Source organism: Paenibacillus sp. 7541, assembly GCF_002276395.1.
Taxonomy (GTDB): domain Bacteria; phylum Bacillota; class Bacilli; order Paenibacillales; family Paenibacillaceae; genus Paenibacillus_AQ; species Paenibacillus_AQ campinasensis.
Genome location: NZ_NQLZ01000032.1, coordinates 72,563 through 84,579, shown reverse-complemented (window position 1 = coordinate 84,579; position 12,017 = coordinate 72,563). Strand labels below are relative to the sequence as shown.

At 53.0% G+C, this 12,017-nt stretch carries 9 protein-coding genes and 2 tRNA genes; 10 read left to right on the top strand and 1 reads right to left on the bottom strand.

The window, feature by feature from the left end:
- Nucleotides 1–239: 239 nt before the first annotated feature.
- The 6 genes from leuB to CHH75_RS19230 all read left to right on the top strand — a co-directional run bounded on the left by leuB (nt 240) and on the right by CHH75_RS19230 (nt 5,257).
- Complete coding sequence (leuB, locus tag CHH75_RS19255) at nt 240–1,319, top strand: 3-isopropylmalate dehydrogenase (protein ID WP_095266317.1); 1,080 nt, start codon at nt 240–242, stop codon at nt 1,317–1,319.
- Between the two features lie 483 nt (nt 1,320–1,802).
- The gene (locus CHH75_RS19250) at nt 1,803–2,210 is read left to right on the top strand and encodes a hypothetical protein (RefSeq protein ID WP_095266318.1); all 408 of its coding nucleotides are present in this window, start codon (nt 1,803–1,805) and stop codon (nt 2,208–2,210) included.
- 333 nt (nt 2,211–2,543) lie between these two features.
- Nucleotides 2,544–3,668, top strand: a complete 1,125-nt coding sequence (locus tag CHH75_RS19245) for an ATP-binding protein (RefSeq protein ID WP_095266319.1) — start codon at nt 2,544–2,546, stop codon at nt 3,666–3,668.
- Between the two features lie 235 nt (nt 3,669–3,903).
- A complete protein-coding gene (locus CHH75_RS19240) occupies nt 3,904–4,875 on the top strand; it encodes an aldolase catalytic domain-containing protein (protein WP_095266320.1) in 972 nt (323 codons plus the stop codon).
- Nucleotides 4,876–5,032: 157 nt separating this feature from the next.
- Nucleotides 5,033–5,106, top strand: a tRNA-Pro gene (locus CHH75_RS19235).
- A gap of 80 nt (nt 5,107–5,186) precedes the next feature.
- Nucleotides 5,187–5,257: transfer RNA gene (locus CHH75_RS19230), tRNA-Gly, on the top strand.
- A gap of 266 nt (nt 5,258–5,523) precedes the next feature.
- Here the strand turns inward: CHH75_RS19230 and CHH75_RS19225 are convergent.
- Nucleotides 5,524–6,300 carry a YheC/YheD family protein gene (locus CHH75_RS19225; RefSeq protein ID WP_095398944.1) on the bottom strand — a complete coding sequence of 259 codons (777 nt, stop codon included), beginning with the start codon at nt 6,298–6,300 and terminating at the stop codon, nt 5,524–5,526.
- A 199-nt stretch (nt 6,301–6,499) separates the two neighbouring features.
- On the opposite strand from CHH75_RS19225, the gene CHH75_RS19220 reads away from it, so the two are divergent.
- The 4 genes from CHH75_RS19220 to abc-f all read left to right on the top strand — a co-directional run bounded on the left by CHH75_RS19220 (nt 6,500) and on the right by abc-f (nt 11,991).
- Nucleotides 6,500–7,783: a phenylacetate--CoA ligase family protein gene (locus CHH75_RS19220; protein ID WP_230875653.1), complete on the top strand. Its 1,284-nt coding sequence runs from the start codon at nt 6,500–6,502 to the stop codon at nt 7,781–7,783.
- Entirely contained in the window at nt 7,773–8,768 is a 996-nt protein-coding gene (gene sbnA / locus CHH75_RS19215) for a 2,3-diaminopropionate biosynthesis protein SbnA (RefSeq protein ID WP_095266417.1), read from the top strand. Before CHH75_RS19220 ends, sbnA begins: the two co-directional genes overlap by 11 nt.
- Nucleotides 8,769–8,828: 60 nt before the next feature.
- Nucleotides 8,829–9,743: a 2,3-diaminopropionate biosynthesis protein SbnB gene (locus tag CHH75_RS19210; RefSeq protein WP_255223077.1), complete on the top strand. Its 915-nt coding sequence runs from the start codon at nt 8,829–8,831 to the stop codon at nt 9,741–9,743.
- Between the two features lie 376 nt (nt 9,744–10,119).
- The gene (gene abc-f / locus CHH75_RS19205; RefSeq protein ID WP_095266322.1) at nt 10,120–11,991 is read left to right on the top strand and encodes a ribosomal protection-like ABC-F family protein; all 1,872 of its coding nucleotides are present in this window, start codon (nt 10,120–10,122) and stop codon (nt 11,989–11,991) included.
- Nucleotides 11,992–12,017 lie beyond the last annotated feature (26 nt).

Sequence of the window (12,017 nt, the reverse complement as noted above, 5' to 3'; positions counted from 1 at the left end):
ATCGGAGCCTCTATCAAGGAAGTACGTCATCGGAGCATCCCCACAAGGAAATGCATCAACGGAGCCCCTATCAAGGAAGTACGTCCTCGAAGCACCCACCCTTCGGCTCGCCCCCCTACTTATAGGCAAAACAAATTAAGTTCATAGTTTCTGTATCTTGGTCAATATAGGCGGAAGTATGTTACAACAGTAACTAGAAGATATTGAGCATGGTGCTCATAATGAAGGAGTGACAACGGATGTCAGAAACGAAGAAAATCGCCGTGATCGCCGGGGACGGCATTGGTCCTGAAGTGGTGGCGGAAGCGGAAAAAATTATAAAGCGTACGGAAGAAGTATTCGGCTATTCCTTTACAACCGAGCATGCCCTGTTTGGCGGCATCGCCATTGACGAGAAGGGGACACCGCTGCCTGAGGAGACGCTGCGCGTATGCAGAAGCGCCGACGCTGTTCTGCTTGGCGCTGTAGGCGGGCCGAAATGGGACAACAATCCGAAGGAACTGCGTCCGGAAACCGGGCTGCTTGGCATTCGCAAGGAGCTGGGCCTGTTCTCGAACCTTCGCCCGGCCGTTATTTTTGACTGCTTGAAGGATGCATCGACGCTGAAGCCGGAAGTGCTTGAAGGAACCGATCTGATGGTCGTGCGCGAGCTTACCGGGGGCATTTATTTCGGCGAGAAGTTCAGACGTGAAGGCGCAGGCGGCGAAGAGGCGGTAGACACCTGTGTGTACAATACGGCCGAAGTAGAGCGCATTGTTCGCCAGGCATTTGAAATTGCCCAGAAGCGCCGGAAGAAGCTGGCTTCTGTTGACAAAGCAAACGTGTTGGAAACGTCCCGCCTGTGGCGTGAGACGGTCAACCGGATCGCTCCGGAGTATCCGGATGTCGAGCTGGAGCATGTACTCGTTGACAACTGTGCGATGCAGCTGCTTCGCCGCCCGGCAAGCTTCGATGTTATCGTGACAGAGAACATGTTCGGCGATATTTTGAGTGACGAAGCGGCGATGCTGACCGGCTCGATCGGTATGCTGGCCTCTGCTTCGATGGGCGAAGGCGCCTTCGGTTTGTACGAGCCTGTGCACGGGTCCGCACCGGACATCGCCGGCCAAGGCCTGGCGAATCCGATTGCCACGATTCTGTCGGTAGCGCTGATGTATCGCCTGACCTTTGGTTATGCCGAAGCAGCCGATGCGATTGAGCGGGCGGTTTCGGAAGTGCTGGATGCCGGGCATCGCACGGCGGATATCGCGACAGACAAGAGCAAGGCGCTGAGCACAACCGAGATGGGCGATCTGATCGCTGCTGCGATTCGCCAATAACACGAATTTAATTATAATCATTTTAAGATGATAGTTTTTATAATATTGACTTGGGAATAGTGGGATGATAACATTTTTAGTGAGACGTTTAGAACAACAGGTATGCGTAGACACTAGTAATGTTCTCATACAGATGTTGATGAGGATGTCGATCATCGCCCATCGCTTGGTCAGTCATCCGGTGCAAGTCAAGCCGGAGCATCCGACCTGGGCGCTGTGATTTCCCGAAGTCAGTCACCCCTCATGATCTGTTCTTTCAGACCATGAGTTTTTTTTGCACCGGAGAAGAAGGATTGATCGCGGAAGGCAGAGAATTTTATGTTTAAATGCAGCCGTCTTGTTGAATTATACTGTATACAATGTGAAAAATAGTCATATCGGCCTAATTTTTAAGGCGATGGTTGAGCATGCAGGAATTATAGACGCTGAAAGCGAATACAATAACTTGAAATGGCCGAGTATGATTCGAGGAGGGTGAACGGTATGAGTTTTTGCTGCGGGGCTAGTATGATGGGTACAAAAGGTACGCTTAAGCATTATCGGACTCAAGTACATAATGTTCCCCTGCTTTTCTGTCCGGTTTGTCACCGGGTCGAGGTTCATTATCGGGTAGAGAACGAATATGAGATTTTGGCGGAATACGCCCATGGGGACGGCGCTTCCCATGTCGATTTCCAGGATTATGTGATGGAGGATGAGGATTCCATCTTCGAGAATGTTGTCAACCGCGAGTCGGAAGATCCGCTCACGGTCGTACAGAATCAAATTGATATGTCGCTGGATCTGCTTGCAGTTGCCAAATGGATGAAGGATGAAAAATGGCAAGGCGAATTAAAGAGGCGCTTGGCAGTGATGAGTCAACGCAGACTTCGTCTCCAGCAGCAGCCATAGATTGAAACTTCCGAAGCCTCGTTTATGACCGAGGCTTTTTTAATGTTTCATTTTGGGATTTTTGGGTAAATAATGTATGTTAGTTTGCTAACAGGGCCAAATGATGGGGTTGTCGCTATTTCATCATACATAAATGCTTGGGAGGGCATGATAGAGGGTCCATTATTCGACAGGATTTCTGATTGACGTTTGCGCATTGAGTTGCCTATCATGGAGAAAAACCAATGTTAGCAGCGTCTTAGCTGTTTTTGATTCAAGGACAAGCTGATTTTTGTGGGTCGCATGCATGTTGTCGTGGTGAGTTCTACTTTTTTGAGAAAAGGGGGGGCCATCTTGTTGAGTCAAATTCGTGAATCGGAGCTGCAAGCGATTCGTTCCTTTCAATCGAGTCAATTGATTAGGAACAAGTATGAGAATATATTGGAGAATCTGGATAGCGGGATCATCCTCTTTGATGCGGATGGAGTACTGACGTTTGTTAATGTGCAGATGGCAAAGCTGCTGGGCGTGCCCAGAAAGTCGCTAACCGGCTGCACGCTCACACAGCTGCTGCGGCATCCGCAGTTGTCCAGGTTTAAAAAGAAAAAGATACTGAGATTGTTTCGTGAGACGATCTTCCATCGAAGAAGGTTTCATGAGCTGGTTGATGAGTATGGCCGCTCCTGGCTGATAACGATGACTTATGGTGACCAGATGGAAGGGGATTTTCTGATCAGTGTTAAGGATGTGTCTGATTTTAAGCAGATTGAGCAAACGGCTTACCAGAACGATAAGCTGGCTATGCTTGGCAAAATATCAGCATCCATAGCTCATGAAATCCGAAATCCTCTGACATCCATCAGAGGATTTATTCAGCTTCTGCGCCCCCATTTGGTTACGCTTGGCAAGGACGAGTATGCCCGAATCATATTGACGGAAATTGATCGCGCAAATGATATAATATATGAGTTTTTGAATTCATCCAAGCCTTCCGCACCGGAAACGACCGTCATCTCGGTGTCCTCTCTGCTCAAGGAAGTAGTGCTGCTCACCGAGAGCGAGGCGCTGATGAAGGGGTGTCAGATTATATTACATACTGACGAAGAACCGCCCACCTTTATATCGGTCGATGTGAAGCAGATTAAACAGGTCATTCTGAATATTATTAAAAATGCGCTGGATGCCATTGATGAAAGAGAGCATGATGATGTGTCAGGCCGAATTGAAATCTCTACGCAGCTCAGAGATAAGCATGTCAACATTTGCATCTCGGACAACGGCGGAGGCATGGATCAAAATACGCTCAATCATCTGTTCAACCCATTCTTTACGACGAAGGAAAGCGGTACAGGCCTGGGCTTATCTGTCAGCTACCGCATCATCAAAAACCATGGCGGCTCCATCTCTGTGGACAGTCAGGTTGGAGCAGGAACCGAATTTGTCATTACATTCCCCAAGCTGCACATGCCGGAAATTTAATATAATGAAGAAAATCCAAGCTGTTCCGAGAGGAATGGCTTTTTCTTTGCTGCCCTATGCTGCTGCTCTATAATGCCCCTGTGGATGTTGGTACCTGAGCACTTTTCGCAGCAGGTGTGCCGCTTATATTTAGATACGATGTCCGAGCACCCGGCGTTTCGCCATTTTTGCTTTGATTTTTGCCGGGGCTTCAAGTATTATGAATAGAAAACTTGCCGAGAGGAAGTGTAACGACGTGATCAAGAGCAGTCACACGAAGATCGTAGATTGTACGATTCGAGATGGCGGATTGGTGAACAACTGGGATTTCAGTGTGGAATTCGTTCAAAATTTATATGCCAGCCTGAATGAGGCCGGCGTGGATTATATGGAGATTGGTTACAAGAACTCGCCGAAGCTTCTGAAAGGGGCGGATTCGGCGGGACCGTGGCGTTTTCTTGATGATGACTTTTTGAGAGAGGTTATCCCGCACAAGGGGAAAACGAAGCTGTCCGCTCTGGTCGACATTGGCCGTGTGGATGAGGATGATATTTTGCCGCGTGAAGAGAGTCTGCTTGATCTGATCCGCGTCGCCTGTTACATCAAAGATGTGGACAAGGCGCTTGATCTCGTTCAGACCTTCCACGAACGGGGATATGAAACGACCCTGAACATTATGGCTCTCTCCAATGTGATGGAGAATGAGCTGCTTGAGGCGTTCGAACTAATCAAGGAAAGTGTAGTGGACGTTGTATACATCGTCGATTCCTATGGCAGTCTGGACCACAAGGACATCGAATATCTGGTCAACAAGTTCAAGACGCATCTGCCGAACAAGCGGCTTGGCGTACATACCCATAACAATATGCAGCTGGCGTTCTCGAATACACTGGTGGCTGCAGAGCTTGGCGTTGAGCTGCTGGACGCCTCCGTATACGGCATGGGACGCGCGGCGGGCAACTGCCCGACGGAGCTGCTGGTCACGCATCTGAAAGGGACGAAGTATGAGCTGCGTCCAATCCTTGATATTATTGAACGCTTCATGATTCCGCTTCGCGAACAGGTGGAGTGGGGATACATCATCCCGTATATGGTGACGGGAACGCTGGATGAACACCCTCGCTCGGCCATGGCATTGCGGGCGTCGGAGGACAAGGATAAATTTGTGGACTTCTATGACAAGCTGACGACACCGGAAGTGACGTTTGAACCGAAGAAAAAGTCCTGAGGACCAGCTTGTGGTCAAGATCGAGGATCGAAGATCGGCTCGCAACCGAGTCCTGATCTTCGATCTTTTTATTCTGAATCCCAATAAAAAATGGTTGAAATTTATTTCTCAGCGTGGTATATTTAATTTTGTCGTTAAGAACGGCGCTTCATCATGACGGGACGTAGCTCAGCTTGGTAGAGCACCTGGTTTGGGACCAGGGGGTCGCATGTTCAAATCGTGTCGTCCCGATTCGTTTATGCTTTTGATATGAGCCCCGCAAAGGTAATGAGAGGTTCACTGCGGAGTTTACATCACTTTTGTGGGAATATGCGGGTGTAGTTCAATGGTAGAACTCCAGCCTTCCAAGCTGGTAGCGTGGGTTCGATTCCCATCACCCGCTTAACGGATAGAAGAAGAGAATCCCTTGCTGTAGCAAGGGATTCTCTTTTTGTTTTCTGCTGGTATGGTTTGCGGCAGCTTCCACTAAGGGGGCAAGTCGTGGGGCAGATGCAGTCCTAACTTCAAGCATCGCTTTCTGGCCATATGGAACTGCCCGCCGATATCTGTCGGCGGGCAGTTAGCGTTGTGCTCCAATCCTTGAACGGCGCTTACAACGACCGCGCGTGAGAAGGAGCATCGCCGACGTACAACGGAACGTTGAACAAATCAGGCCTTTCTCGCTTTGGTCACTTTGAGATTGTAGCGCCTGCCGTAGGCGCGGCCGTAAGCGATTATTCTCGAAAGCATGCGCGGGTTCGGCAGCAGTGTGAACGGCTTCGGATCCGGAATCGTATTGACCTCGAGAATCCAGGGATTAAGCTTCCGGTCTAAACAGATATCCAGCCCCAATTCGTTCAGCTGCGGATACTTTGAGCTGAGTGTTGCCGCGGTTTTATAGGCCAGGCGGTTCATGATGCGGAGCAGGTACGGCGTTCGGCTTGTGCCGGCGCGTGGGGCGAGCAGAGCGGATGGTTCATAGATGGTGCCGCCCTGGCTTCCGTTCGTGACCGCCTTCCCCGGGTGGGCTAGGCGGCCAAAGATGCCTGTGCATTCCCAATCCCGCTTCGGATTTCGCTGAATCATCACCCGAAAATCGAAGGGTCTTCCCTTGTGCCTCAGCACATGGATGCCTTTCTGCACCACATATGGCTTACGCCTGGTGTGTGGGGCGAGGGCGGCATACATGGCATCATAACTTCTGAATTCGCTCACTGCGGTCCCGGCATGAAATTTGTAGTGCTGCGGATGCTTCTCGACCCGGATCACCCCGTTCCCCTGGGAGCCAAGATTGGGTTTAATATACACCATGCCGTATTGATTGAGCATGCTGACAAGTGTGCTGCGGTTCATCCACCGGAGGGTCGGCAAGCGCTTGGCCAACCCCGGGTGTGATTGCATCAGCGCGTGAGCATGCATTTTGCCTTTGATCAGTCTGCGGGCCAAATGATGTCCCTTCTTTCCATATAAACTGGCCACTCTTACCGCTATTGTATGCCCAGTCAATCGGGAGGTGTGGTTCCCCGCCCATTCGATAACTTATTCCGTCTCGTCCGGGAATCGTTATGCCAATCAGTGATGAAAGACAGGTTAACGGGGTGAGTGTCCCATACGGGAATTCACCTATTTGCATATGATGTTGGGAATGGGTAAACAGTTTGGTCAGGAAGGAGCTTCCCTTGTGATCACGCCGGAAGAACTGGAGACAGTGATCGTTAAAGTAGCTGCCTGCTGCCCCTGGTACGTTCCGTGGGCAGGTCTGGACGTTCGCAGCGAAATCGGAGCTTTAGCACAGCTTCCCTTCGTTACGTCCCCGGTGCTGGAGCGCCACTATTACACGGCAGACAATATGCTGGCCACCCGCCCCGGGATTTCAGAATATCGAACGTCGGGCACAAGCTCGGGCAGACGCAAGTCGATATATTACACACCGTCGGATGAAGACGCATATCTGCGGATCAAGCGGGACGTGTACCGGACGATTCTCGGTTCCGGTAGCTACCGGACTGCACTAGCCGATATGGGGACGGGGCATGCCGAGGCGACGGCGGTGGAAGTATTCAGGCAGCTTGGCATGAAGGCCGAGTCGATCTCCTACAAGCTTCCGATTGCCCGGCATCTGGAGAAGCTTCAGAGCTTCCGCCCGGAGGTGCTGTATACGATGCCGTCCATACTGGAACGAATTGTGCTGGCATCGCCGAACCCTGCGCATTACGGGATACGGCAAGTCATACTGGTCGGCGAGATCGCTTCGCCCGGGTGGATTGCGGGGGTTGCCGAACGCCTCGGTCTGCCGACAGCGTGCATCACCGATACGTATGGCTCGATTGAGATTGGCACGATGGCCTACTATTCCCATCAGCTTGGGCGATACCTTCTGACGGAAGGGCTTATGGCGGAAGGGATCGGGACGGAGCAGCTCGGCCAGGGCATCGACCCGCTTCCTCCAGGCGAGCAGGTACTGGTGCTGACATCTACCGTCAGGGAGGCCTTTCCTGCTATCCGCTATGTAACATATGATGTTGTCCGTGATCTACGGCCGATCATGGTCGATGGGATGAAGCGAATGAGCTTCCACAGCGTGGTCAAGAGGATCGGGCCGGATCTCAAGCATGGTGAGAAAATCAGCATTTATGATATCGAGGACATCGTCTATCGCCATCTTGGTCAGGTTGTTATCCGGGTTCATATGGATGTACACGGGCTTACCGTGTACGTGGATTCTGGCGGTAGCAATGGGGCAGCGGCTCCTGCTATTCCTCAATCCCAACTGGACGCTGTGCGAGACGAACTGGAGGAACGAATACCGGAGATCAGTGCCATGGTCCGCGCAGGGCTGGTCGGCCGAATTCAGGTCGTCGCCGGCAGTCCGGAGGGGGGCGGTGCGCATGAGGCCGTCAAGCTTAAAAGAATATATTATGACAAATGAGGGAGCGCAGATGAAACTGGAAGGCGGCATTGCAGATGTTATCGGCAGAACCCCGCTGGCAGCCCTGTCAAGGCTGTTTCAAAATGAGCCGTTTCATGTGTACGGGAAGCTGGAGGGGATGAATCCCGGCGGCAGCGCCAAAGACCGTCCGGCCTTATATCTGCTCAGGGAAGCGCTGAGGCGGGGCGACATTACCGCGCAAAGCGTTGTGATTGAATCCAGCTCAGGCAATCTGGCAATCAGCCTTGCTCAGCTATGCCGGCTGCTGGGCTTGCGCTTTATCTGTGTAGTGGACCCCCGGACGACGGAGCAGCATAAACGCATCATCCAAAGCTACGGCGGGGAAATTGAGCTCGTGTCTGAGCCGGATCCGGAAACGCGTGAATTCTTGCCCGCACGGATCAAGCGGGTGCAGCAGCTGGTAGCCGAAATTCCGCATGCCTATTGGACGAATCAGTACGCCAATCCGGATAACAGCCTGGCTCATGCAGAGACGACCATGCGGGAAATCGGGGAGGCTTTGGGGCCGGTCGATTATCTTTTTTGCGGTGTAAGCTCCTGTGGAACCCTCCGTGGCTGCGCGGATTTTATTCGTTCGAAAGGCTGGAATACCACGATTGTGGCGGTCGATGCTGTTGGAAGCGTTATATTTGGCGGAGAGAAAAGCTCACGCGCTTTCCCGGGGCTCGGGGCCGCGCTCGTTCCGGGATTGTACCGGCCGGATATGGCTGACCTGGTGCAGCATGTAACCGACCGCGAATGTGTGGAGGGCTGCCGGCTGCTGCTGCAACACGAAGCCATTATGGCCGGCGCATCTTCCGGCGGCGTCATATCCGCCATCCTCCGCATGCGCTCAGCCATTTCGCCGGGGGCGGTTTGTGCCGCGATTCTTCCGGACCGGGGCGAGCGCTATCTGGATACGGTATATGACGATGCGTGGGTGAGGCGTGTGCTGGGCTTTGATCCGTGTGTGGTGGAGGGATGAACGGCATGCTGTATTTAAATGATCATCATATTCGGGAAGCGGGGATCCGACTGGCCTGTTTTGACCGGAGTAATAAAAGAGGTTCTGCGCACCGAAGAGGAAGGGGATACCGTTCGGCCGCTAAAGCCTTACTTAAGATTTCAGAACCCGCGGAACCGGATCATTGCTATGCCCGCTTATGTTGGAGGGGACGTCAAACTGGCCGGGATCAAGTGGATTGCCAGTTTCCCGGACAATCCAACGCATGGGCTGCCGCGAGCTCATAACACGGTCATATTGAACGATACGGATACGGGGCAGCCGGTGGCTATTGTTCACAGCGGGCTGCTTAGCGGACTTCGGACGGCGGCAGTTAGCGGGATGATGCTGCAGGCTTACATGGAGATGCAGGGCTGGCCTGACGTGGCGTTGGGGATCATCGGCTGGGGGCCGATTGGCCAGCTGCATCTTCGCATGTGCGCCGCTTTGCTCGGGATGAAGCTGAAGCGGGTCTTCCTCTATGATCTGAAGGGCGTTGACGTATCAGCGGTTCCTGCTGAATTGCGTCCGCTCACGGTGGTGGCTCAAGACTGGCGCGAAGTTTATAGAAATTCGGATGTTTTTGCTACATGTACTGTCTCTAACGAACGGTATATCAATGAACGGCCGCGTCCAGGGATGCTGCTGCTCGGCGTGTCCCTGCGTGATTATGCTCCGGACAGCGTGGCCCATATCGCTACGGTGGTCGTGGATGACTGGGAAGAAGTATGCCGGGAAAACACGGATATCGAGCTGCTGCATACGCGCTTTGGCCTACAAAAGCGCGACGTGATTACCCTGGCTGATGTTGTATTGCAACGGAAGCTGCTGCAGACCGATCGGCGGGAGCCGGTGTTCTTCAACCCGATGGGGCTTGCAGTTTTTGATATTGGAATCGCCGGTTACTATTGGAAGCGTGCAACGGCACTTGGCATCGGTACTCGTCTTCTGGTATAATGAACGCAAATTCCAAGAATGTGAGGTACTATCGTCCGATGAAGTAAGTACACCTATCTTTTTATTAAGCGACAGCTGCACAGGTTTGTTAGCAGACGCTTACTCTACGGTGGTAGAGGGGAAGATTAGGTGTGCCCGAAGGATGAGACTCACAGCTTGCAGGAGCTGGAATTGCATTCATTCATAATCCCTGGATAGCAGTGTATTCTTTCTCATGGAACTCCAGCGGGAGTAGACATGATGCCTATTTGCTTTGGACTTATGGCAGAGATCACACGCCAGGCCGGTCACCTTACATCATTCCTCTTATCCGCCGCAGACAACTGTCTGCGGTTTTTTAGCGTTTATTCCCGCCAAATGGAAAGGATGATGAGGCATGACCATCATATTGAAAGCAACGGATCTGCGAGTTGAGCTGGTTGGCAAAATGATTTTTGAACATGTGAATTTGGAGATCGCTGAAGGGGAGCGGCTTGCGCTGTTCGGGCGAAACGGCTGCGGCAAGTCGACCCTGCTGTCCCTGTTGACCGGAGAGCGTGAGGCTGCTGGTGGGCGCATCGACATCCGCTTGCCCCGCTCGGCCTGGGGCTGGATGGAACAGGAGCCGTCCTGGGGGGATGCGAGTGTGCTGGAAGCCGTCCGGCGCAAAAGCAACGAGGCGCTGTCCCGGCTCAAAATGGAGCTGGAAGAAACGGAGCGGAAGATGCAGACGGATGAGTCTTCCGTCGATGCCGAGGGGACAGATATTCTGGAGCGATATGGCCTTCTAATGGAAAACTACGAGTCGCTTGGCGGTTTTCAGTGGGAGACGGATGTGGAACGCTTCCTTAGCTTGATGGGTATTGGAAGCCAGCTGTGGGACGCTCCTTTTCACAGTCTGAGCGGCGGTCAGAAGACAAGGGCGATGCTGGCGTCACTGCTGATCCAGGAGCCGCGGTTCTTACTGCTCGATGAGCCGACCAACCATCTGGACCAGGAAAGCCTGCTGTGGCTGGAGCAGTGGCTGCAGGAGTATAAAGGGACGGTGCTGTACGTCTCCCATGACCGTGAATTTATCGACCGCACGGCGACCGCTGTCTGCGAGCTTACCTCTGCCGGACTAAAGCGCTACAAGGGAGGCTATACCGCCTACAGGAGAGAGAAGGAGCGTGAGCTCCGGGAGCAGGAGGCGCTGCATCGCAAGCAGGAGCAGGAACGCAAAGCGCTGGAGGAATCGATCCGGCGGTACAGGGAATGGTTCCACAAGGCGCATAATGCTGCCGGAGATCAAGAGGTCAAGATTACCGCAAGCTTTTACAAGGCCAAGGCCAATAAAAATATATCCCGCTATCATGCCAAGGAAAAGGCGCTTGAGCGGCTGGAGTCGGAGGCGGTCAGAAAACCGAAGGAGGTCCGGAAGCTGAATATGAAGCTGACTGCGGAGGAGCTTGGGGCCAAAACGCTCGTCCGGGTGGAGGATATGTCGTTTTCCTACGGTGACCGCAGGCTGTTTGACCGGCTTAGCTTTCAGGTGAACCGCGGGGATCGGATTGCTGTGCGGGGAGCGAACGGAAGCGGCAAAACGACGCTGCTGAAGCTGCTGCTCGGGCAGCTGGATCCGCAGGAGGGGAAGGTGGTGCTCCATCCGGCGCTGAACATCGGGTATTTCTCCCAGGAGCTCGACAACTTGGACCAGGAGGCTACGCTGCTGGACAGCCTGCTCGTCTTGCCCGAGATGACCCAAAGCCAGGCTCGAACACTTCTCGGAAGCTTTCTGTTCAGCAGGGATGATGTGTACAAGAAGATTGGAGATCTCAGCATGGGTGAAAAATGCCGTGCGGCTTTTCTGAAGCTGTACTTCAGCGGCGCGCATCTACTGGTACTGGATGAACCGACCAATTACCTCGACGTGGATACCCGGGAAGTGATTGAGAATGTGCTGACCTCCTTTCCGGGAGCGATGGTGCTGGTCTCCCATGACCGGTATTTGATTCGCCAGGTGGCGAATCGCCTGCTTACGCTGCAGGATGACGGCCAGCCGGCCTGGTTTGAAGGCACTGTGATGGAGGAAGAGGAGCAGGCGGCCCGTACCACGGTGATCCATGGAGACACTGGCAAGGATAATCGGCGCATGGAGCTGGAGTACCGCATTCAGGAGCTGCTACAGGCTGAACCGGCTGAGGCTGAGGTGGAGCAGCAGCGCATTCGCGAAATTCGCGCGCTGCGTGAAGAGCTGGGCGCCATGCAGGCTAACAAATCAAAAAGATGAATTTGATCTTGGCCTCGTGCGTGAAT